The 21,103-nt window shown below is 44.0% G+C and carries 23 protein-coding genes and 1 pseudogene; 11 read left to right on the top strand and 13 right to left on the bottom strand.

The window, feature by feature from the left end; genetic code table 11:
• Positions 1-40: 40 nt before the first annotated feature.
• Entirely contained in the window at positions 41-790 is a 750-nt protein-coding gene (gene pstB / locus AC6R00_RS17775; protein ID WP_069669129.1) for a phosphate ABC transporter ATP-binding protein PstB, read from the top strand.
• A gap of 96 nt (positions 791-886) precedes the next feature.
• Positions 887-1,072 (top strand): CsgG/HfaB family protein, encoded by a 186-nt coding sequence (locus tag AC6R00_RS17770; RefSeq protein WP_500641408.1) that lies wholly within the window; start codon positions 887-889, stop codon positions 1,070-1,072.
• On the opposite strand, the gene AC6R00_RS17765 is transcribed toward AC6R00_RS17770, so the two are convergent.
• The 5 genes and pseudogenes from AC6R00_RS17765 to AC6R00_RS17745 form a co-directional block, all read right to left on the bottom strand.
• A complete protein-coding gene (locus tag AC6R00_RS17765) occupies positions 1,069-2,178 on the bottom strand; it encodes a GGDEF domain-containing protein (protein ID WP_500641407.1) in 1,110 nt (369 codons plus the stop codon). The two genes, AC6R00_RS17770 and AC6R00_RS17765, sit on opposite strands and share 4 nt — an antisense overlap.
• Positions 2,162-2,643 (bottom strand): annotated as a pseudogene (locus AC6R00_RS17760) (putative pterin-binding protein). The gene AC6R00_RS17765 and the pseudogene AC6R00_RS17760 overlap by 17 nt, the downstream one beginning before the upstream one ends.
• 168 nt (positions 2,644-2,811) lie before the next feature.
• The gene (locus AC6R00_RS17755; protein ID WP_500641406.1) at positions 2,812-4,182 is read right to left on the bottom strand and encodes a YjiH family protein; all 1,371 of its coding nucleotides are present in this window, start codon (positions 4,180-4,182) and stop codon (positions 2,812-2,814) included.
• A gap of 237 nt (positions 4,183-4,419) precedes the next feature.
• Positions 4,420-5,085, bottom strand: coding sequence for a YoaK family protein (locus tag AC6R00_RS17750; RefSeq protein ID WP_171320733.1), 666 nt, complete (start codon positions 5,083-5,085; stop codon positions 4,420-4,422).
• A 102-nt stretch (positions 5,086-5,187) separates the two neighbouring features.
• On the bottom strand, positions 5,188-5,595 hold the full coding sequence (locus AC6R00_RS17745) for a GFA family protein (protein ID WP_500641405.1): 408 nt from the start codon (positions 5,593-5,595) through the stop codon (positions 5,188-5,190).
• A 70-nt stretch (positions 5,596-5,665) separates the two neighbouring features.
• Between AC6R00_RS17745 and AC6R00_RS17740 the strand changes: the two genes are divergently transcribed.
• The 4 genes from AC6R00_RS17740 to ompW all read left to right on the top strand — a co-directional run bounded on the left by AC6R00_RS17740 (position 5,666) and on the right by ompW (position 9,037).
• Entirely contained in the window at positions 5,666-6,277 is a 612-nt protein-coding gene (locus AC6R00_RS17740; RefSeq protein ID WP_500641404.1) for a hypothetical protein, read from the top strand.
• A 117-nt stretch (positions 6,278-6,394) separates the two neighbouring features.
• On the top strand, positions 6,395-6,694 hold the full coding sequence (locus AC6R00_RS17735) for an isoamylase early set domain-containing protein (RefSeq protein ID WP_004745615.1): 300 nt from the start codon (positions 6,395-6,397) through the stop codon (positions 6,692-6,694).
• Positions 6,695-6,844: 150 nt separating this feature from the next.
• Entirely contained in the window at positions 6,845-8,152 is a 1,308-nt protein-coding gene (gene shyA / locus AC6R00_RS17730; RefSeq protein WP_500641403.1) for a peptidoglycan DD-endopeptidase ShyA, read from the top strand.
• A 237-nt stretch (positions 8,153-8,389) separates the two neighbouring features.
• Entirely contained in the window at positions 8,390-9,037 is a 648-nt protein-coding gene (gene ompW / locus AC6R00_RS17725; RefSeq protein ID WP_500641402.1) for an outer membrane protein OmpW, read from the top strand.
• A 64-nt stretch (positions 9,038-9,101) separates the two neighbouring features.
• Here the strand turns inward: ompW and ppsA are convergent, their stop codons facing one another.
• Positions 9,102-11,471, bottom strand: coding sequence for a phosphoenolpyruvate synthase (gene ppsA / locus AC6R00_RS17720; protein ID WP_500641401.1), 2,370 nt, complete (start codon positions 11,469-11,471; stop codon positions 9,102-9,104).
• 174 nt (positions 11,472-11,645) lie between these two features.
• Here ppsA and ppsR point away from each other — a divergent pair, with 174 nt between their 5' ends.
• Positions 11,646-12,479 (top strand): posphoenolpyruvate synthetase regulatory kinase/phosphorylase PpsR, encoded by an 834-nt coding sequence (ppsR, locus tag AC6R00_RS17715; RefSeq protein ID WP_500641400.1) that lies wholly within the window; start codon positions 11,646-11,648, stop codon positions 12,477-12,479.
• Positions 12,480-12,482: 3 nt separating this feature from the next.
• On the opposite strand, the gene AC6R00_RS17710 is transcribed toward ppsR, so the two are convergent.
• The 7 genes from AC6R00_RS17710 to AC6R00_RS17680 form a co-directional block, all read right to left on the bottom strand.
• Positions 12,483-13,220, bottom strand: coding sequence for a substrate-binding periplasmic protein (locus tag AC6R00_RS17710; RefSeq protein ID WP_500641399.1), 738 nt, complete (start codon positions 13,218-13,220; stop codon positions 12,483-12,485).
• Positions 13,221-13,285: 65 nt separating this feature from the next.
• Complete coding sequence (locus tag AC6R00_RS17705) at positions 13,286-14,068, bottom strand: heme ABC transporter ATP-binding protein (protein WP_500641398.1); 783 nt, start codon at positions 14,066-14,068, stop codon at positions 13,286-13,288.
• On the bottom strand, positions 14,068-15,105 hold the full coding sequence (locus AC6R00_RS17700; protein ID WP_500641397.1) for a FecCD family ABC transporter permease: 1,038 nt from the start codon (positions 15,103-15,105) through the stop codon (positions 14,068-14,070). The genes AC6R00_RS17705 and AC6R00_RS17700 overlap by 1 nt, the downstream gene beginning before the upstream one ends.
• Positions 15,106-15,117: 12 nt before the next feature.
• Positions 15,118-15,963, bottom strand: a complete 846-nt coding sequence (locus tag AC6R00_RS17695) for a heme/hemin ABC transporter substrate-binding protein (RefSeq protein ID WP_500641396.1) — start codon at positions 15,961-15,963, stop codon at positions 15,118-15,120.
• A gap of 11 nt (positions 15,964-15,974) precedes the next feature.
• Positions 15,975-16,388, bottom strand: coding sequence for an ExbD/TolR family protein (locus AC6R00_RS17690; protein WP_500641395.1), 414 nt, complete (start codon positions 16,386-16,388; stop codon positions 15,975-15,977).
• The gene (locus AC6R00_RS17685) at positions 16,375-17,085 is read right to left on the bottom strand and encodes a MotA/TolQ/ExbB proton channel family protein (RefSeq protein ID WP_500641394.1); all 711 of its coding nucleotides are present in this window, start codon (positions 17,083-17,085) and stop codon (positions 16,375-16,377) included. The genes AC6R00_RS17690 and AC6R00_RS17685 overlap by 14 nt, the downstream gene beginning before the upstream one ends.
• Positions 17,085-17,837 (bottom strand): energy transducer TonB, encoded by a 753-nt coding sequence (locus AC6R00_RS17680; RefSeq protein ID WP_500641393.1) that lies wholly within the window; start codon positions 17,835-17,837, stop codon positions 17,085-17,087. Before AC6R00_RS17680 ends, AC6R00_RS17685 begins: the two co-directional genes overlap by 1 nt.
• 170 nt (positions 17,838-18,007) lie before the next feature.
• On the opposite strand from AC6R00_RS17680, the gene hutW reads away from it, so the two are divergent.
• The 4 genes from hutW to AC6R00_RS17660 all read left to right on the top strand — a co-directional run bounded on the left by hutW (position 18,008) and on the right by AC6R00_RS17660 (position 21,034).
• The gene (gene hutW / locus AC6R00_RS17675; protein WP_500641392.1) at positions 18,008-19,378 is read left to right on the top strand and encodes a heme anaerobic degradation radical SAM methyltransferase ChuW/HutW; all 1,371 of its coding nucleotides are present in this window, start codon (positions 18,008-18,010) and stop codon (positions 19,376-19,378) included.
• A gap of 11 nt (positions 19,379-19,389) precedes the next feature.
• Entirely contained in the window at positions 19,390-19,893 is a 504-nt protein-coding gene (hutX, locus tag AC6R00_RS17670; protein WP_500641391.1) for a heme utilization cystosolic carrier protein HutX, read from the top strand.
• A 40-nt stretch (positions 19,894-19,933) separates the two neighbouring features.
• Entirely contained in the window at positions 19,934-20,464 is a 531-nt protein-coding gene (hutZ, locus tag AC6R00_RS17665; RefSeq protein WP_049843195.1) for a heme utilization protein HutZ, read from the top strand.
• Positions 20,465-20,548: 84 nt separating this feature from the next.
• Positions 20,549-21,034 carry a cobalamin adenosyltransferase family protein gene (locus tag AC6R00_RS17660; protein ID WP_500641390.1) on the top strand — a complete coding sequence of 162 codons (486 nt, stop codon included), beginning with the start codon at positions 20,549-20,551 and terminating at the stop codon, positions 21,032-21,034.
• The last annotated feature ends 69 nt before the right edge of the window (positions 21,035-21,103 follow it).

The raw sequence follows: 21,103 nt of genomic DNA, 5'->3' as shown, positions 1-21,103 counted from the left end.
ATAGTTAGACACGAATTACAGAATTTTAGAGATTAAGACAATGAACAAATTTGATATTGAAAATCTAGATCTATTTTACGGCGAAAACCAAGCACTGAAATCAATCAACCTGCCAGTACCAGAGCGTCAAGTCACGGCGCTGATCGGCCCATCTGGCTGTGGCAAGTCAACACTATTGCGTTGCTTGAACCGCATGAACGACCTGATTGAAGGCGTAAAAATCACCGGTCGACTAGATATGGATGGCGATGACATTTATGGCAACATTGATGTCGCAGATCTGCGCATTAAAGTGGGCATGGTGTTCCAAAAGCCAAACCCGTTCCCAATGAGCATCTACGAGAACGTAGCATATGGTCTACGAGCTCAAGGCATTAAAGATAAAAAACACATCGACCAAGTTGTTGAGCAATCTTTGCGTGGCGCCGCGCTTTGGGATGAAGTAAAAGACCGTTTGAAATCTCACGCATTTGGTTTGTCGGGTGGTCAGCAGCAGCGCTTATGTATCGCGCGCACCATTGCGATGGAACCTGATGTCATCTTGATGGATGAGCCAACGTCAGCACTTGACCCAATCGCAACACATAAGATCGAAGAGCTAATGGAAGAACTGAAAAAGAACTATACGATCGTTATCGTGACGCACTCTATGCAGCAAGCACGCCGTATCTCTGACCGTACTGCTTTCTTCCTAATGGGAGAGTTGGTCGAACACAATGATACCCAAGTGATTTTTAGCGATCCTCAAGACGACCGAACTCGTGGTTATGTAAACGGTGACTTTGGTTGATATCGAATACTGGCAAGACAAAATTATAACTATAAGCGATGGTACTTTGCCCCTCTTCGTGAGGGGCTTTTTTGTATCCGGTGCTTTAGGTTTAGCATGTTAACTGTATTAGTTGGCAACAATGAACCTGTTAATGTCGCCGTGATGTCAGCAATTGATGCGGCAGTAATCCATATGATCGTCGGTGGTATTGGGCGAGGTATATGGCAACCGCAAAGCGACAAGGACGTTAAGCATGAGGTATTGCAGAAATACGCAAGGCAAACTCACCAAGTACTTTAACCTATAGTTTCGGATATCTTGATTTTACGTGCAGTGTGTTTCTCTACATACATTTTATTATCGGCGAGTTGCATTAGATCGTTGATCTCGTCTGCATCTTCTGGGAATTGCGCGCTGCCAATGCTGGTACCAATATGAATCACACAGCCATCTGTGACTATGATGGACGCTCTCATTTGGTTGTGTATTGCTTCGGTAATAGAATGCAGTTCATTCACAGCAATTTTATCATTGATAATCGCAAATTCGTCTCCTCCAATTCGATAGCATTGAGTATCTAGGCTACTTAAGCGTTCAGCAAAAGCTTTCAGTACGCGATCACCAGCTTGGTGACCATACTGATCATTGACGGCTTTAAACGCGTTTAGGTCGAGCAAGAATAGATGGAAAGGGTAGTCGTTGTGTACTCGCCATTTTAGGTCATTGAACAGTGCTAAGCGATTAGCAATGCCGGTGAGAGAGTCAGTTAAAGATTGCTGACGATGGTATTCGGATTCTTTGTGTAAAATGAACGTGACAAGCACAACACAAACGATCAGTAAGAGCATTGAGGTCAGCTGGAACTGATTTAAATCGTTAGCTGCGCGCTGTTGGTGTTCATATAGCGGGCTTTTAACACGGAAATTGGTGTTTACATACTTAACCATTGAACGGTAAACAGCATCAAGTTCTCTTCCTAGCAATTGTGCTTGCTCTTTAGTTTTTAGCTGCTCCAGTTTAGGCTCCAGTGACTGAAAATGATTAAATAAAGTCAGAAAAAACTCTCGCGCTCCTGGTAGTGAGATAAAAGAATCAGCTTCTCCACTGGTAAGAAGCAAATCGAAACGAGACCAAGTCAATTCATACTTTAGCAGGACTTTATCGCGATAATTCTGGCCATCGGCGGCAAATGGAGTGATGGTATTGAGCTCAGTAAACTCTTTGGTGAGCTGTAGGAGGAACCAAGTTGCCTGGTTTTGCTGCTCGCTATATGAATGCGCATGTTGCCGAGTAGCCGAAAGGAAGTAAAGGTTGGCAGCAATCAATACAACACTGAGCAACAGCAGCAGATACTTTGCTCGTTTTAGTAGGGTGGATGGGTCATTATCGTTATTTATTTTCCACATCTTGTTTTCTATGTACCATTATCTCATCGATTTGCCATACCATTTGCGAATGAAAAACAGCGTTATCGATCTCTGGGTTTTCATCTAAGTTAAAGACCAGCCAATACGGGCCTTTATTTCGGACCTTCATTTTTTATCGTTCATCTTATATGCAACTATAGGCTCATATTTTAAAATGTCCTCAATTTGAGAGCTGGCTGCGTAATCATTGAGGGCGATGAAAGAGACGGAGAAAGCATCATTTATTGAAAGATACTGCAATAAATCAGAGACTTTAAAACCTGTGTACTTATTGGTGTTGGCGTACCAAGGCAGCTTAGTGGTAAATGAGGCAGGGGAGAGTTTGGTTGTAATATCAGCATAAGATAGATGAACTGCTTGCTCATCGCCAACTCGGATAACCAGTTGAGAAGCTATCGCTTGAAAGCTCAATAACAGTGATACAAATACCAGCGTCCACCTCATAAGCACTCCTTGCAAGTAAGGTTATTATGTAATGTATCATTAATTATATGATGAGATGATTGTTAAGGGAATTTTAATTCCTAAGGAGAATGTTGGCTAACCAATTAGTGGTAGAGGGTTGATTACTAGGTACAAAAAAAGCCCCCGAAGGGGCTTAGTCTCATTACTTTAGAATATTAGGTGAGCAACACCCGCAATCACTGGCAGGGTAATCAAGGTACGCAAGATAAATATTGCGAACAGCTCAAAAATGTTAACTGGAATACGGCTACCTAGAAGCAGAGCCCCAACCTCGGACATGTAGATAAGCTGTGTTACCGACATTGCTGCAATAACAAAACGTGTCATTTCGTTATCAATTGACGCCGCTAAGATCGCTGGGATAAACATATCCGCAAAGCCAACAACGATGGTTTCAGATGCTGCTGCCGCTTCTGGGACACCAAGCAATTCAAGGAATGGGATGAAAGGCTGACCGAGAATGCTGAAAACAGATGTGTATTCTGCAATCACAAGGGCAATCGTACCTAGACCCATAACGACAGGAAGCACGCCAAACACCATGTCAACTGCGTTACGTATGCCTTCGCCAAACACGCCTTTAACCGACTTCACCTGAGCTGCTTTCTTAAGTGCTAGGTCCATGCCCCATGAGAACGCGGTATGCCCTTGAGGAATGGCATCGGCATCTTTAGCAGGCTCAGAACCGTCGATAAATGTGTTTTTCTTAAAGCTTAGTGGAGGAAGGCGTGGAATGATGATCGCCGCAACCAAGCCTGCCAAACAAATCGCACCATAGAACGGTAGGAACAGATGCTCCAACTCAACTTGTGCTATTACGACAAGGCTGAATGTAATCGATACTGCAGAGAAGGTAGTACCAACGACTGCTGCCTCGCGCTGGGTATAGAATTTGTTTTCGTACTGCTTACTTGTCAGAAGGATACCGACAGAGCCATCACCTAACCATGACGCCATACAGTCAATAGCGCTGCGTCCTGGTAAGTTGAATACTGGACGCATGATTTTACTCAGCAAAGTGCCAAATAGTTCCAGTAGGCCAAAGTTCAGTAGGAGTGGCAGCAACAAACCAGCAAAGATGAATACAGAGAATAGCGTCGGTAGCAGTCCTTCGAGCACTAAGCCACCAGTATTTTCTTCCCATACCGCATTTGGACCTACTTGGAAGAAAGTCATTACAACGGCTGCACCACCAATCAAACGTACCGCTAACCATAGTGGGCTTGGATTGAACAATCCGTTTAAGAATTCGCTATTAGCGATAAAAGCCGGCGTTTTGATACGGCACAGGGCAGACGCAATGGCCATAAAGGCGATGATCGCTGTCACCATGCCAACTAGATGGTCGCCAAAAATAGCTTGGATAGATTTCGCTAGTACTGCGACAGGGATAGTAATATCACCTTCGTAGCTGATCGGAGCCATAAAAAGGAACAAACCGATCAAGGAAGGGATAAAGAACATCCAAAAGTTGCCTTTAGTTTTTGGTTGTTCTGTTGATTGAGCGCTGTTTTGCATACGTTTCTCGAGTTACAACTAGATAAATAGTATAGCCACTGAGTGGCATAGTTATTCACTAAACTTCCATATATTATCAAATTGGCGCAAGATTAATGGCTTTCATGCATCCTTGCAATACTATTCAATAAATATCGCTAAATATTCAAGATAAAGCGTCGAATATTTATCATTTAGTGGTTAAATGTGTCGAGAATGTTAAATTGTTTATTTGTCTGTTTCAAGCTTAGTGGCACATTATCTGTGTGCGTTATGGTTTGATAGGAAGCGCCAGTAGGTGATCGCGAGTAAGAAGGCTAAAGCAACAGGCAGTAGCAATGCGGCTATTGAGTAGATAGAAAATACCTTGGCGCCAACGATACCACCGAATAAAAATCCGCAGAAAATAAACATAAACAGTTTGGCTTTACGGTAGTCAAAGCTTTCTCCCCGTAACTTTGCTCCGATCATTAATCCAAGATCAGTAATGATCCCTGTCATATGCGTAGTGCGAACAATCGCCCCACTAAATGTCGTGATCATGGCGTTTTGTAATCCACAAGCCGCAGAGGCGAGGTACTGTCCGGCAAGGTAATTCTTATCAAGCAGCCAATAAGCTCCAAGCAACAAAAAGCCTTCAACGCACAATGCGATGCCATATCGGCGGCCTAATTTGAGTGCTGTACTCTCTATAAACAACCCACTGAGAATCGCGCCAAACAGGAAGCTAAACAGGATCAGAAACAGATGGCCTGTTTGCGCATTGAGAGCTTCGATTGACGTGCCTAAGAGAGTGACTGTGCCAGATATGTGTGAAACGGCTTGGTGTTGAAAGCCGAGCAGACCGATAGCGTTTACGGTGCCAGCGAGTAAAGCGAGTAGAAAAGCGCCATATTCTACCCAACGAGGGAGTTTGGTGATCAAAATTGACTCCTTAGATTAGGGCGCAATTATAGAGCGAGTATGCTGAGTTCGGTAGGGGAAAAATGCCGAGAATATTGATCCGAAGCAATGAGTCGAGAAGATCTAATCGTAGTGCTCCATTTGGCAATCAAATTTGACCCAACCATGTTTCCTCTCTTCATAAACTGAAAAGCTGGGTGAGGGTAAGTCATGTTCGTTGAATACGCCAACGGGCACAACAATAGCATCAGGTGCCGCTTGTAGACGGAGCAACATCGTTGTGCTGCATTTAGGGCAAAACGAATAGGTCACTTCATTGCCAGAATCACTTATCCTGGTGTACTCAATCAACTCGCCGCTAAAAGAAACTTGTTCTTTTTCGAATCGCGCTTGTACGCCAAAGACACTGCCCGTTCTTTTTTGACACTCAAAGCAGTGACAAACTGAAGTACGAGAGGGCTCTCCTCGGCAAACTAAGCTCACTTGGCCGCAGCTACAATCTGCGATTCGAACTTTCTTCTGATGTTCCATTTTAACTCCTAATAGTGTCCTGCTAACATGGAGGCGAATAACGTATCGCTTTTATAAGACCTTAACTCACATGAAAAAACGCATTTTACCTGTCCCACTTATCCTTTTGATTCCTATCGTATTGCTAATCATAGTCGCTGTGGCAGGGATTTATCGGTTCAGTCTTACTGATGAAGAAATTTTAGCCAAATTTCCTAACCAAGTCTCTCAGTCAGATCGAGTAATGCAAAGCCTGTTTTCGATTAAAACGGTCAACCCTTGGACGATTAAAATCCCAGAAAGTAGTGCCTTTACATTTATTGATGATATGGAGCAACCACAGATTGTGAAAGGCACCTACGAAGACGGGGCTGAGCGTGGTGAGGTGTCGATAGAAACTCGCTTTATCACGCAGGTAAATGAGACCACCTACGTGTCGCCATTAGTAGTAAGTAACCAAGGTTCAGGCGTGTTTTACTATTTAATCATTTCTACATACGATGAGTTTCGGCAGCGTATGGTGACAAAAGGCTCTGCATTTTTGGGAGATAGAGTTCGAATCAAAGATATTTCTGTCAATGAAAATCAAGTGACGGTGAAACTCTTACAACGTGATGAACATCAAGCAATGTCAGAAGAACCTTCTCAATTAACCACTATACTTTTCAAGGTAACTGAGCAAGATAGCTTAGCAAAGCAATAGGTTTAGAGACCCAAGTTATCAGCATTGAATTCAGTATTGAGTATGTGTGATAGATTGCTTATGATTTGACCTAACAAGTTATGAGATGGAATTTAATTGTCGTTAACGGAGTAAACTATGATCAATAAACGTTTTTTCAAAACGAAAAATGAAGTAGAAGTTACCTTTGAGCTTGCAGCGGAAGAAGTAGGTCAATCTGTCGCTATCGTTGCTGATTTTTTGGATTGGCAGCCAACGGAAATGAAGAAAGTGGCGAAATCGAAGTCTTACAAGTTTAAGACTCGTTTGCCAAAAGATAGTCAGTTCGAATTTAGGTATCTGGTAGATAAAGAAAAATGGATCAATGATCCGAATGCAGACCAGTATCGACCGAATGGATTTGGTGAAGATAATGGTCTAGTGTCGACTTATCAATAGCAGCGATACTTTTAGAAGTAACTGCTAATTTAGACCAATAAAGGCGCAATCTGCGCCTTTTTTAGTTTAAATCTGACATTTCGCAGGTGACAACTTCTAGATAAATTCGTAACCTTATGCCTTTGTTTATATCAGGTAATAGGTCAAATTGTGCTAACTAGAAGTCTGAAGACCCGCTTCCAACAGCTGTCTAGACCAAAAAAAATGATGGTGGTGAGTTTACCTCTCTTAGCTGCAGTCGTTATTTCTAGCGTACCTAAGCATGGTAAGTATCATCGCACTATTGATCTTTCTCTTCCTGAGTCTTCCCTTGTATCCGATTTCTTACTCGACAATGAAGTTGTACGTGACGTTCCTGATTACGAATACGTAATTCAAGCTGGCGATAACCTAAGCACGATCTTTGATCAGTTAGGTTTTGGTTATAGCGAGCTCATGAAGATCATGGAAACCGATCTTAACTTCCTTGCTTTAGATACCCTTAAACCTGGAAACACATTGAGATTCTGGCGTAACGAAGAAACGGGCAATTTAAGCAAAATGGAGCTTGAATTTAGCTTAGTTGAACGCGCGGTCTATAGCCGACTCGAAGATGGCAGTTATGAGTTTGCCGACGTTAAAATTCCTGGTGTTTGGAAATCATTCCCTATGGTTGGGGAAATTAATGGCAGCTTCTCCCAGTCAGTCAATGCGCTTGGCTTAGGAAAGAGCGAAATTGAACAAGTGGTTAGCCTACTAAAAGATAAGATCAATTTTGCTCGAGATTTACGCTCGGGCGATAAGTTTGAAGTGGTTCAGTCACGCCAGTTTGTTGGAGATCAGCTTACTGGTAATCGAGAAATACAAGCGATTAAAATCTATAACCGTGGTCGTGTGCTATCTGCTTATCTACATAGTGACGGGCAATATTACGACTACAATGGTGACAGCCTGCAACGGGCTTTCCAGCGTAAACCCGTTAATGGTCGATATCGTCTAAGCTCCAACTTCAACCCGACTCGTAAGCACCCGGTAACTGGACGTGTTTCACCTCACAATGGTACAGACTGGGCAACCCCTACGGGAACGCCGATTGTATCAACGGGTGATGGGGTCGTGATCATGACGCGTAAACATCCTTATGCAGGTAACTACGTAGTGATCCAACATGGCAGCCGCTACAAGACGCGTTACCTTCACCTGAGTAAGATTTTGGTGCGTAAGGGGCAGAAGATTTCTCGCGGGCAGAGAATTGGTTTATCGGGCGCGACAGGGCGTGTCACTGGCCCTCATATTCACTATGAGTTGATTGACCGTGGTAGACCTGTCAATGCGATGAAAGCCAATATCCCCATGGCAAGCTCTGTGCCGAAGAAACAGATGGCATCATTTCAGTCTCATCGAGATGATATGGATAAGATGCTCAAGCAAAGGGAAATCGAACTCGCTAAGCAACAGAGTGGTGCGAGTACTAGCTAAGTTTAAAGCTCCTTCGGGAGCTTTTTTAGTGCGTGATGAACATAAAAGTTGCATTACATAAATGTCATCAATGTTACATCTTTTAGTGATCGTCTCGATAAAAAAGTAACTGCATACTCAATAAATTTCACAAATTGATTTCCCTCAATTTTGTATGGTTTTTATGTGCTACTTTGCGGCGCAAATAACAATGATTCCTTCAATCAATAAAACAAAACCCTACAAAAGGAAATCAAAATGAAAAAAACACTTTTAAGCCTAACCGTTCTAGCAACACTCGCTTCAGCAAATGCGTTTGCTCATAAAGAGGGTGATATTATTGTACGTGGTGGCTTAGCGGCAGTGGTACCGAATGAAAGCAGCGGTGATGTTTTGGACAATCCAGGCTCGAAGTTTTCGGTCGATTCTAATATCCAACTTGGGTTAACAGTAGGCTATATGTTTACTGATAACATCAGTTTTGAAGTGTTAGCTGCAACACCATTTAAGCACAAAATTTCTACCAATCACGGTGGCTTAGGTGACATTGCTGAAACTAAGCATTTACCGCCAACATTTATGGTTCAGTACTATTTCGGTGAATCTGGCAGTGACTTTCGCCCTTATGTAGGTGCGGGTATTAACTATACAGTTTTCTTTGATGAGAGCCTAAATAGTACAGGAACCAATGCTGGCTTAAGTGACTTATCACTTGATGATTCATGGGGCTTAGCAGCAAACATCGGTTTGGATTATAAACTCAATGAAGACTGGTTCTTAAATGCTTCAGTTTGGTATGCAGATATTGATACGACAGCGAAATATAAGGCTGGTGGACAAGAGTACTCGACCAAAGTCGAAATCGACCCTTGGGTATTTATGATCGGTGGTGGCTACAAGTTTTAAGCGAGCTTAAACCAGAAAGTAAAAAAGGCTTCCAATTGGAAGCCTTTCTTCATATCAAGCAAGCTTATTTACTTACGTTACCTAACTTCAACCAGGTATCGATAACCGTATCAGGGTTGAGTGATACTGAGCTGATACCTTGTGCCATTAACCATTCAGCTAGGTCGTCATGATCCGATGGACCTTGTCCACAGATACCGACGTATTTACCCGCTTTGGTTGCCGCATCGATTGCCATTTGAAGCATGGCTTTCACCGCTGGGTTACGCTCGTCAAATAGATGGGCGACATCACCGGAGTCACGGTCAAGGCCAAGCGTCAGCTGAGTCATATCGTTTGAACCAATAGAGAAGCCATCAAAGTATTTTAGGAACTCATCAGCGAGTACCGCATTCGATGGCAGTTCGCACATCATAATTACTTTTAAGCCTTGGTCGCCACGGCGTAGGTCAAACTTAGCAAGAAGGTCGATAACCGAAGCTGCTTCGCTTGGTGTACGAACGAATGGGATCATAATCTCTACGTTTTTCAGACCCATCTCATTGCGAACGCGTTTGATTGCTTGCGTTTCAAGTTCAAAACAATCTTCAAATACTGGCGAGATGTAACGCGATGCACCACGGAAACCTAGCATAGGGTTCTCTTCGTGCGGTTCGAAGCTCTTACCACCAACTAGATTGCTGTACTCGTTAGACTTAAAGTCTGACATTCGAACAATCACACGCTTAGGCCAGAATGCAGCACCAATCGTGGCAATCCCTTCGGTTAGCTTGCTCACGTAGAAATCGATAGGGTCTTTGTAGCCACGAATACGCTGACTGATTTCAGCTTTTAGCTCGTCACTTTGCTCATCGAAGTTCAATAGCGCTTTCGGGTGAATACCAATCATCTTGTTAATGATGAATTCTAAACGCGCAAGGCCGACACCTTCGTTAGGAATTTGTGCGAAATCGAAGGCGCGATCTGGGTTACCTACGTTCATCATCACTTTAGTTGGCAGCATTGGCAGCTCGTCGACTGAAGAGCGCTTAACTTCAAACTCAAGTTCACCTTTATAAACGTAACCGGTTTCACCTTCAGCACAAGAGACTGTTACGGTCGCGCCATCTTGAAGGCTAGTCGTTGCAGTGCCACAACCCACGATCGCTGGGATGCCTAGCTCACGGGCGATGATCGCAGCGTGACAGGTACGGCCGCCTCGGTTAGTCACAATCGCAGATGCCTTCTTCATTACAGGTTCCCAGTCTGGGTCTGTCATGTCTGTGACAAGTACATCTCCATCTTGAACCAAAGACATTTGGTCTAGCGAGTCGACTAAGCGGACTGGGCCAGAACCAATGCGTTGACCGATTGCACGACCTTCAACAAGAACGTCGGCCTTATTGTTTAGTTCATAGCGCTCAATAACATTTTGCTCGCTTTGAGAACAAACGGTCTCTGGACGTGCTTGAACAATGTACAGCTTGCCGTCAATGCCATCTTTTGCCCACTCAATATCCATAGGACGTTGGTAGTGCTTCTCGATGATCATTGCTTGCTTCGCTAGCTCTTTGATCTCTTCATCGTTTAAAGAGAACGTTTGGCGCTCTTGCTCTGAGGTATCAATGATGTCTACCTGTTTGCCAATTTCTTGGTTGGTTGAGTAGATCATTTTGATCAGTTTAGAACCAAACGTCTTCTTAACGATTGGGTAATGACCCGCTTCAAGCATCGGCTTGTGGACGTAAAATTCGTCAGGGTTAACTGCACCTTGAACAACCATTTCGCCAAGGCCCCAAGAAGAAGTAATAAATACAACTTGGTCGAAGCCTGACTCAGTATCTAGGGTGAACATAACACCTGAAGACGCTTTGTCTGAGCGAACCATGCGTTGAATGCCCGCTGAAAGCGAGATCCCGCGATGGTCAAAACCTTGGTGAACACGGTACGAAATCGCACGGTCGTTAAACAGTGACGCGTAAACGTGTTTTGTTGCTTCAAGGACAGCGTCGATACCTTTCACGTTAAGGAAAGTCTCTTGCTGACCAGCGAATGAAGCGTCTGGTAAGTCTTCAGCGGTAGCTGATGAACGAACAGCGACTGAAAGCTCATCATTACCGCCAATAAGTTCTTGGTAGTTTTCACGTATATCCTGCTCTAGATCAGCAGGGAAGGGGGCTTCTAAAACCCATTGACGGATGGTAGCACCTGTCTTACGCAGAGCGTCTACATCATCAACGTCCAGTTCATCCAGCAATTGGTGAATGCGATCATCCAGTCCTTCAAAATCTAGGAACTGGTTAAACGCGTAGGAAGTGGTCGCAAAACCGTTGGGTACTGAAACGCCAGCATTGGATAGGTTAGAAACCATTTCACCAAGTGAGGCATTCTTACCGCCGACTTTGTCGACATCTTCCATGGATAGGCCATCGAACCAGAGGGTGTTCTTTTGCATGTCTTTCTCCAGAAACATTGCAGCTTTGTAGGGATTGGGCAAACGATTACGTAAAAGCTTAAAAAAATTCACAAGGAATTTTCAAAGCTGTGGGGGCCGTAACAGCAACCCGGGTTTTATTGTCGATATTATGGCTACTATCCTACTCAAAAGAATTTTAAAGTTTAAAAAAAAATGCAAATTGATATTCAAAGTCGTGATGTATTCTATGTTTCTGACGGAACGGCTATAACATGTGAAACATTAGGGCACGTTGTTCTGGGTCAATTCCCGTTTAAAGCCAATGAGAAGACCTTTCCATTTATTGAAAGCGAAGACAAATTATCTGACCTGATAAAAGAAATCGAAACTTCATACCAAAAAAGTGGCATAAAGCCGTTGGTGTTTTTTTCAATTGTTATTCCTGAATTTCGCCAACGTTTACTCGAGTCGAACTCGTATGGTTATGATGTGTTAGAGAGTATTGTTCAGAAAGTACAAGATGATATTCAGATGCAGCCAAAGCCGAAGTTACAGCGTTCGCGCAGTGTAGGGCGCGATTCTGATAAGTACTTTGACCGAATTGCAGCGATTGAATATACCTTGGCCCATGACGATGGAATTACCTTAAAGGGGCTGGAAGAGGCAGACATCATCTTATTAGGGGTTTCTCGAAGCGGTAAGACGCCAACCAGCTTGTATATGGCGATGCAGTTTGGTTTACGCGTGGTCAACTACCCATTTATCGATGATGACTTAAAGCGAATGAGGCTTTTGCCCGAATTTGAAATTCATCGTCACAAGCTATTTGGGTTAACTATCAATCCAGAAAGGTTGACAGAAATACGAGAAAACCGATTAGCGGGTAGTGAGTATGCAAGTAATGAGCAATGTTTACACGAGCTTCAAACGGTAGAGTCCTTGTTTCGTCGTGAGGCGATTCCTTACATCAATACCTCTTCTTTATCGGTCGAAGAGATTTCGACTAGGGTACTAGAGAAAACGGGACTTAGAAGAAGGCTTTTATAGGTATTACTCTTGTTGTCGAATAGTGCGAAGGTGTTGATCTAAATAACGCTTTAGTTCATGCCTTTGCTCTAATTGACGTGAGATTAGCATGTGGAATTTGTGTCGTTTCATGTTGGGAACGGCGACAGACACTAAATCATCTGATATCAAGTTTATGCCCCACATCTCTTTAATTGCGTATAGGATTTCCTCCCAGTTTAGGTAGATATCGCATTCGCCCTGCTTTACCTTTTCTATACATTCGTTAATAGAATTTCCTACACGTTTTATGTCTCCTAAGCCGAAATCGGAGTAATTGTAACCATGATTTCCGCAGACTCTGAACTGGGTAAGTTCCTGGACATCAGAGATTCTCAAACCGTCAGGAAAACGTTTTTTGGAATAGACATAGTGAGGCGTAATTGAGTAGTACCAATCCGTGTAAAGGTAGTCTTTATTTCGCTGCTCATTAAAAGAGGCGCTCAGTGCTAGATCGAACTCTCCGCTTTTTGTCCCGCGCAGACACCTTGACCAAGAGGTCATAGTGATATCATAGCTAAATCCTCGCTGCGTCAAGACCTCGTCCAAAATATCGATATCATAACCGAGTGCTTTGTCGTTCAGTACATAGGTGTAAGGAGGCCAGTCGATAGCATCCCCGCATACGCGGATATGAGGAAGGTCAGCTTTCGGGGCAGCATACGCCCCAAAACTGAGTAACAAGCTAAGAACAATAATCAAGGGGTCAGTTATCCGAACCATCTTAGAGCGTCCCTCAAGCACGATAACTTGAGTATAGCCAAGCTTCACTGCCCCATCTAAATTACCTAAGCGGCTGGATAAATAAGTGGAAAATCGAGCGTTGGATGCGGTGCAACAATGGAGTCATAACCGTAAACACGTTTAATCATCTCCGGTTGCAGAGCTTTCCATGGAGCATCATCACAAACTAGCTTGCCATCATGAAGTACGATTAAGCGATCTGAGTACTGAGCGGCTAAGTTCAAATCATGCAGCACGACTACAACGGCAGTATCGTGTTCATCGGCCAGTTTACGCGCAATCTTCAACGTATTGTGCTGGTGGGCTAAATCTAGCGCGGAGGTTGGCTCATCAAGCATTAAGATCTTATTTTCGCCTGCCTGATCAAGTTGTACTAGAACGCGAGCTAAATGAAGACGCTGTTTTTCGCCGCCAGACAGTGAAGGGTACAAACGGTCACTTAAGTGAGTGACGTCCGTCATTTCCATGTACTTATTCGCGAGCTGTTGTGCAGATTTGTTTGGCACATTCAAAGGAATCGCCCCAAGTTCAACCACTTCATGGGCGAGAAACGGAAAACTCAGAGTACTGTGCTGTGGCAACATTCCGAGGTGCTTAGCTAAATCAGCAGGTTTCCATTGCTGTCGCGGTTGGTTGAAATAGCGAACGTCACAGCGTGATGGTATTTCTCCGCAAAGCAGTTTAAGTAATGTACTCTTGCCTGCACCATTAGGCCCTAGTAGCGTGGTGACTTCTCCGGCACGAATATCGATATTAATATCATCCAGTACCTTGCGAGCGCCGAACTTCATGGAAATATGCTTACCTGATAAAACAACTTTACGCATCAGATGATTTTTCCTTTTTGCTTGAAGAGTAGATAGATGAAGAAAGGCGCGCCGATGAGTGCTGTAACTATACCAACAGGTAACTCTGCAGGAGCGACGGCAACGCGAGAGAACATATCGGCAAGCGTAAGTAGTAAAGCGCCCATTAGTGCCGAGATTGGCAATAGGGTTCGGTGATCTGGGCCCGACAGCATTCTACCTAGATGAGGGATGACCAAGCCGATAAAGCCAATCATGCCAGACACACTCACCGTGACACCAACACCAACAGCAGTTAACAGAATCAGCTGACGCTTTAAGCGTTGAACGGGAATTCCTAGATGGTTCGCCTCCGCTTCACCTAGCAAAAGCGCGTTAAGAGACATCGCCTTACGCACAAAGATGAACATCAACAAAACCAATGTGACGGCACATAAAATGATGCTGGTCCAATTTGCGCCTGCTAACGAGCCCATCGACCAGAGGGATAAGTCGCGCAGCATTTGGTCATCAGCTTTAAAGTTCATGTAACCGATTCCCGCACCCGATAGAGCACTAATCGCCACACCAGCTAGCAGCATGATAGTCACAGAGGTGCCCATCTTACTTGTCCCCATTTTATAGACGAGAACTGTAGTCAGCGCGCCGCCAAGAAAGGCAAATATAGGCACGGCGGCAAAATTCATAAACTGCGGGTACTGCTCAATGAGATCAGCAAACATAACGATTGCTAACGCAGCCCCTAAGGATGCACCAGCAGAGACACCAATAATTCCGGGTTCAGCCAGAGGGTTACGAAACAAACCCTGCATCACGGTTCCGCAGATAGCAAGTATAGCGCCTACTAGCATGCATAAGATGGTACGCGGAAAACGTATTTCGTGGATAACCAAATTCACGTGTGGGGCTAATTGTTCTGATCGAAACATTAGGCTTTGGACACTTTCCCAAAAGCTAATGTTCATTGGTCCAACAGTGACTGAACTGATCGCAGTAGCAACCAATGCAAAACCAAATATGGCAACAGCAGCACTAAGCGGCAGACGGCGTAAAAGCATAGTAGTGACTCATTACTTCAGAAGCTGGCTCAAGCGATCTGCTTCAGACAGGCTTTTTAGTCCAAGTCCGCCGACTAATGCGTGACCATCAATTTGAATAAACTGTTTGTTCTGTCCTGCTGGCGTTGCCGCGAGCATTGGCATTTTCTTCAATATTTCGTCGGCACCACCCAGTTTGTTGTAACTGCGCCCGCTGACCAAAATAATGTCTGGCTGCATTTCGACCATAGCTTCGGTAGAAAGTGGCTTGTATGAACTTAACTGGCTAGCGGCTGGGTTTACACCGCCTGCGAGTTCAATAATCGCGTTAGGTGTAGTATCGCGGCCGGCGACGTTGGCAGGTCTACCTTCGTGAATAAGCAGGAACAACACCTTTTTCGCTGATTTCTGCTGGGATTTGTTCTTTTCTAAACGAGCAATCTGCTCTGTCACTTGTTTTTTTAATTTGCTTGCTTGCTGCTTTGCATGAGTTAGTTCAGCGATTTCGTCAATGCGCTCAATTAGGCCTTCTGGAGTTGGTTTTGTATTGACGATATCAACTTCTACACCTGCTGAGCGAAGCTGGCTGAGCGCCGTCTCTGGTCCCATCTCATCCGAGCCAATCAAGCGATTTGGGCCGAGAGCCAAAAGGCCTTCTGCTGATAAGCGTCGGTGATAACCAATTTTAGGCAACTGCAATGAGCCTGGTAGTTCACTAGTAACATCAACCGCAACCAGTTTATCTTGCTGATTTAAAGCGATAAGTAATTCTGTAACGGCACTTCCTGCACTGACAATTCTTTCGCTAGCGAATGATGTTGAAGCCATTAACGATAAAGAAAGGGCTGTTACGGTTTTTAAAAAGGCTTTTTTATACATGTTGAACTCGATTAATTAGATTCTTCCGTGAGTAGCTGTGTCGCTTGAATACCGTTTTCTTGCAAAAAGGCGAGCAACTTCACTAGGTGCTGAACTTGGGCTGTTTTATCCGCACCTATCACGATGGGCTGTTTGTTAGATTTGTATTCTTCCAGTAACGCTAGGGTGAAATTCTCCCAGTCTATGTATTCTTTTCCATCAATTGCCCAGTGAGGTTCTGCCTCCAAGATATTGACGGTTAACGATTTAGTATCTACTTCTGACACAACTTGAGAGTCAGTGGTCGGCAGGTCGACTTCAAGTGAGTCGAGCTTTACTGCTGCAGTGAGCATCAAAAACACCATTACGATAAAAATAATATCGAGAAGAGGTGTAAGATCAGGCGTCAATCCGAAGCGATTTTCTTCCTGCTTAACTTTGATCATGAACTGCCTCAGTTGCTAAGTTCGTTGATGGCTTTATTGCGGTCAAAGCGTTATCTGGCGACACATGCTGGAGGCTAATACCTTCCAACCATAGGTTTACGTAGTTGAGAGTGTGCTCTAATTTCGCCATGACTTTATCGGCCCACAAGCCGAGAAGCTGGGCTCCGGCAATAGCGGGTAGGGCAATAAGAAGACCAGCGGCAGTTGTTCTCATTGCCAAGCCAAGTCCGTCTGCTAGGTCATTAGGGGTAATGTTACCAGTTGAGGCCGCGACGCCTTTAAACATCTCTATCAGACCTAATACTGTGCCTAGTAAGCCAATCAGTGGACTAATTACCCCAATTAGAGTGAGTAACCTTAATCCAGAATTAAGCTGGTGGCGTTTTTCCTGTAACCACATACCGGCGGCGTCTTCACGCAGAGCTTTGGCAAATGAGTGGTGAGCAAGCAGCATGGCCACACCTTTATAGAGCAAAGGTCGGCGAGGTGAGAGTTTCTCTGCCAACGCCTCGATTTGATAGCTGTCAGTAGGGCTAATCTGCTTTAGTTCGCTGCGGATGGCTCGTTTGCCAACACCTAGGCTAATCATGACTTGAAAAAGACGCTCGGCAATAATCATTAATGTGAGTGCTGAGCAGATGATCAATGGCCAAGCCATAAGACCTAATTGTTGTTGCAATTGCTGTAATTGTTCCATTATCGATCCAACTTAAAACGAACAGGGATTTGGACGCGATGAGCCATTTTTTGCCCATTGACAGAATGAGGTGAGAATCGCCATTTTTTGATGGCCGCTAATGCTGACTTATCAAGTATGTCAGTGCCTGAAGATGAAATAAGGACTTGTTTAACCTGTTTACCATCCTCATCAAGCCAGATTTCATACAGGGCGATGCCTTCAATACCACGTTTTCTTGCTAAACGTGGGTACTTAGGTGCTGAAGGGCGAGTGAGAAACGAAGGTTTGGTGACCATCACTGGTTGAGAGCTTGCGCCCTGATTGACGAGTTCTGGCTGGGCTTTTGATTCGTGCTGTTTAGGCGCTTGTTTTTTTTCAACCACCTTTTGCGCAGTTTTTTCCTTTGGTTCGTCAGCCTCCAGTTGTTTCTTCGGCACGGGTTTTGTTTTGGTGACCTTTTTTTCTACCTTGGGCTTTTTCTTGACGACTTTCTTTTCAACTGGCTTAGGTTGCTTTACTACCTTTTTAGGCTCATAAGGAGCTGGTTCTTTTTTACTCGGTTCTGGTTCAGCTTTTGGTTCTGATTGTGTTACAGGTTGTTCTATTGGCGTGGCAGGCTTTGTTGCGACTGCCTTAAAATTAATCGACACAGAGCTTGATTGTGCCCCTGCTGGCATTGCAAAGGCTTTTGGCTCTTGTGCAACGAACACGAACGCAGCGTGGATAGCTAAAGAAATGCTACCTGCAATGGTGTATCGCTTGACGTTCACTAGAGTTCTCCATGATTCATATCGGTTACCAGACGGATTAGAATTATTACTCACAATGCAAATAAGATCAATTATCAATTGCATTATCATTACCGCCAATTTATGATCGCTACCAGTTTTTAAGAATTTGGCGCGAGGCTAGAGCTGACAAGCGCTGAGAGATTTATGAAATGCTTAATATTTATAATTTCGATGAATCAGTTTTGGCAGTAGATACGCCTGATCCACTTCGATTTGCATTTGCCAAAAAGTCTTCCCCTCATGCAGGCGGTATGGCAGCCCCTTTATTGCCTGAACAGAAAGCTGAAGTATTAAATAGACTTTATGCCTCACAAGGGGAAAAAAAAGATAAGCGCTGCTTATACATTCATATTCCATTTTGTCGAGTTCGCTGTACGTTTTGTAACTTTTTCCAAAATGCCGCCAGCCGAAAGCTTGTCGACGACTATTTCGAAGCCTTGATGGTTGAAATTAAGCACAAAGCAGCAATGCCTTGGACACAATCGGGAACATTTCACGCCGTTTATATCGGAGGTGGAACGCCAACAGATCTGTCGGCGGAGCAAATCGAACGATTGGGTAAAGCCGTTCGAGCGCGTTTCCCTCTATCGACTGATTGTGAGATCACCCTAGAAGGACGAATTAACCGCTTTAGTGATGAAACATTTGAGCGCGCTTTAGAGGGTGGTTTTAATCGATTTTCATTCGGTATCCAGAGCTTTAATACTCAGGTTCGACGTAGTGCAAAACGCCTCGATGACCGAGATGCAGTACTAGAGCGTGTGAGCTCTTTAAGTGCCACTGACCAAGCGCCAATAATTTTAGACTTACTCTATGGTTTGCCTTACCAAACTTTAGAGGTGTTTGAGCAAGATCTGAACGATTTCATGTCGACAGGAGCTCACGGGTTAGATTTATACCAGTTAGTTGTTGGTGGTAACGCACCAATGTTAAACCTAGTGGAGAAAGGAAAGATCCCCGCACCAGCAACGACACCAGACAAAGCATCAATGTACCAGCTTGGTTCAGAATTTATGCGAAAGCATCATATGCGACAGCTAAGCGTTAACCATTGGGCTAGAGACAACCGTGAACGCAGCCAATACAACTCGTTAGCAAAAACCTATGCCGAGGTTTTACCTATTGGCTGCGGGGCAGGCGGCAGCATCGGTGGCTACGGTATGATGAATCATCGAACACTAGAAACCTACATGACAGCAATGAAATCTGGTGACTCGCTAGTCGCGATGATGACTAAGCAGCACACGTTGGAACCGATTTTTTCTGTCGTGAAATCAGGCTTCGACCGCGGTGTTTTATCACGTGCGGCAATGCCACAATTCTTAGGCTTATCATCATTTGATTTCTTATTGCCTTTATTCCACCACTGGCAAGAAAAAGGGCTAGTTCAAGTCGAAGGTGATTATCTGTCTTTAACTTTGGCTGGGCAATTTTGGGCAGTAAGCCTCGCTCAAGCATGTATTCAAGTACTACAGTCAACGTATCAAGAAAAAAACGCGCTCGAATCAGTCGCGATGTAAACGGAAAAACTATGGAAGCACTAAAACAGCAGGTTGCTCAGCTTATCGAGCAAGAACCCAATCTATTACCCGCAGCTATTGCGGAGAAACTGAATGTCTCTGAATTTGAAGCGGTAGCGGCTTTACCTGAAGAAATGATTGCTTTAGTAGCTGGAGAGCAAGCTCAACATATCTTAGAGAGCTTGGTTGGATTCGGCCCTGTAACGACAATTGTTCATTCTTTTGGCTCAATCTTTGAAGTCAAAGCCCCTTTTCCTAAAGGGAAAGTAGCGCGTGGTTACTACAACTTGATGGGGCGCGAAGGCGAACTGCATGGCCACTTGAAGCTAGATAATGTTAAAAATATTGCTTTAGTAAGCAAACCTTTCATGGGTAGAGAAAGCCATTACTTTGGTTTCTTCTGTGAAGCGGGAAATAACATATTTAAGATCTACTTAGGTCGTAATGAAAAGCGTGAGTTGATTGAATCGCAGGTAGCGACATTCAAACAATGGCAGCAAGAGTTTAGAAAGTAATTCAGAATAATAATAGTAAGAGAAAGTTAGGAGCCTCAACATGGATCAACAAGTTAAACAAGAACGCCTTCAAGGACGTCTTGAGCCTGAAATTAAAGAGTTTCGCCAAGAGCGACGTACACTGCAACTAGCGACAGTCGATGAAAATGGTCGTCCAAACGTAAGCTACGCGCCATATGTTCAAAACCAAGATGGCTATTTCGTGCTTATCTCTGAAATTGCTCGTCACGCACGTAACCTGCAGGTAAACCCGAATGTCTCGATCATGATGATTGAAGATGAAGATACCTCTAAGCAGCTGTTTGCACGTAAGCGTTTAACGTTTGATGCAGTGGCTTCTGTAGTTGAGCGTGATACCGAGCAGTGGACTCAAGTTGTTGCACAAATGCAGGGCCGATTCGGTGAAATCATCGAAGGTCTAAGCCAGCTACAAGACTTCGTTCTGTTTAACCTTAAGGCTGAGAAAGGCCTGTTTGTAAAAGGTTTTGGTCAGGCATATCAAGTTTCAGGTGATGACTTAGTAGATTTCGTTCACCTAGAAGAAGGGCATAAGAAGGTATCAAACGCTTAAATTTGTTTTAAATTTAAGAGCCTAGTAAGCTATTTCTATTCAAAGGAGCCACATTGGCTCCTTTATTTTTGCCAAGGATTTATAATGCGCCCTGTAAGTAAAGAGCATGGAGAGATCTGTTATCCATTTATCTATGAAGATAGCCCTGTGTGTGATTTCGAAATTGCTGCTGATGAACTGTGTAGTCGAATCGGCTTAGTACTGACCATGGAATTAGACTCGCTGTGCCGTGATATTTTAAGCCGTATGCAGCCAAATGTTTATCACTTGAACGGTTCTGTTCGAGGTAAATTAGCGATTGATGAGCAGCAAGTCCAAGAACTCTATCAAGACTATAACCTATTGCGAGATAAGTTAGATGGCGGGTTTCGAGGTTTTGTCCTTCCAGGTGGTCATCTCATTTCTGCAGAGCTGCACCTATGCCGAACTCAGGCAAAGAAAATAGTCCGCGCTTTGGTCGCTGTTGAACATTCAGGTAAAAAGTCCCCAGCACCAATTTTGTTCCGCTACGCTAACTTGCTCGCTAACGTGATGTATACATTAGCTTCTTACACCAATTTGCTTCATTAAGTTGAAGAGGTAGAGTTTGTCAGTCGCAGTTACTAAACCTAGATTACAAGGATTATAGTAGGGGGCTAT

The organism is Vibrio sp. R10-SF1-ISO8, assembly GCF_059833805.1.
Note: the sequence above shows the minus strand (reverse complement) of the source record. Positions and strands in the feature narration are given on the sequence as shown.

Bases quoted from the DNA above. Each gene is read 5' to 3' on its own strand.
- pstB (WP_069669129.1), top strand. From the start codon at position 41: ATGAACAAATTTGATATTGAAAATCTAGATCTATTTTACGGCGAAAAC.
- AC6R00_RS17770 (WP_500641408.1), top strand. From the start codon at position 887: ATGTTAACTGTATTAGTTGGCAACAATGAACCTGTTAATGTCGCCGTG.
- AC6R00_RS17765 (WP_500641407.1), bottom strand. From the start codon at position 2,178: ATGTGGAAAATAAATAACGATAATGACCCATCCACCCTACTAAAACGA.
- AC6R00_RS17755 (WP_500641406.1), bottom strand. From the start codon at position 4,182: ATGCAAAACAGCGCTCAATCAACAGAACAACCAAAAACTAAAGGCAAC.
- AC6R00_RS17745 (WP_500641405.1), bottom strand. From the start codon at position 5,595: ATGGAACATCAGAAGAAAGTTCGAATCGCAGATTGTAGCTGCGGCCAA.
- AC6R00_RS17740 (WP_500641404.1), top strand. From the start codon at position 5,666: ATGAAAAAACGCATTTTACCTGTCCCACTTATCCTTTTGATTCCTATC.
- AC6R00_RS17735 (WP_004745615.1), top strand. From the start codon at position 6,395: ATGATCAATAAACGTTTTTTCAAAACGAAAAATGAAGTAGAAGTTACC.
- ompW (WP_500641402.1), top strand. From the start codon at position 8,390: ATGAAAAAAACACTTTTAAGCCTAACCGTTCTAGCAACACTCGCTTCA.
- ppsA (WP_500641401.1), bottom strand. From the start codon at position 11,471: ATGCAAAAGAACACCCTCTGGTTCGATGGCCTATCCATGGAAGATGTC.
- ppsR (WP_500641400.1), top strand. From the start codon at position 11,646: ATGCAAATTGATATTCAAAGTCGTGATGTATTCTATGTTTCTGACGGA.
- AC6R00_RS17710 (WP_500641399.1), bottom strand. From the start codon at position 13,220: ATGGTTCGGATAACTGACCCCTTGATTATTGTTCTTAGCTTGTTACTC.
- AC6R00_RS17705 (WP_500641398.1), bottom strand. From the start codon at position 14,068: ATGCGTAAAGTTGTTTTATCAGGTAAGCATATTTCCATGAAGTTCGGC.
- AC6R00_RS17700 (WP_500641397.1), bottom strand. From the start codon at position 15,105: ATGCTTTTACGCCGTCTGCCGCTTAGTGCTGCTGTTGCCATATTTGGT.
- AC6R00_RS17695 (WP_500641396.1), bottom strand. From the start codon at position 15,963: ATGTATAAAAAAGCCTTTTTAAAAACCGTAACAGCCCTTTCTTTATCG.
- AC6R00_RS17690 (WP_500641395.1), bottom strand. From the start codon at position 16,388: ATGATCAAAGTTAAGCAGGAAGAAAATCGCTTCGGATTGACGCCTGAT.
- AC6R00_RS17685 (WP_500641394.1), bottom strand. From the start codon at position 17,085: ATGGAACAATTACAGCAATTGCAACAACAATTAGGTCTTATGGCTTGG.
- hutW (WP_500641392.1), top strand. From the start codon at position 18,008: ATGCTTAATATTTATAATTTCGATGAATCAGTTTTGGCAGTAGATACG.
- hutX (WP_500641391.1), top strand. From the start codon at position 19,390: ATGGAAGCACTAAAACAGCAGGTTGCTCAGCTTATCGAGCAAGAACCC.
- hutZ (WP_049843195.1), top strand. From the start codon at position 19,934: ATGGATCAACAAGTTAAACAAGAACGCCTTCAAGGACGTCTTGAGCCT.
- AC6R00_RS17660 (WP_500641390.1), top strand. From the start codon at position 20,549: ATGCGCCCTGTAAGTAAAGAGCATGGAGAGATCTGTTATCCATTTATC.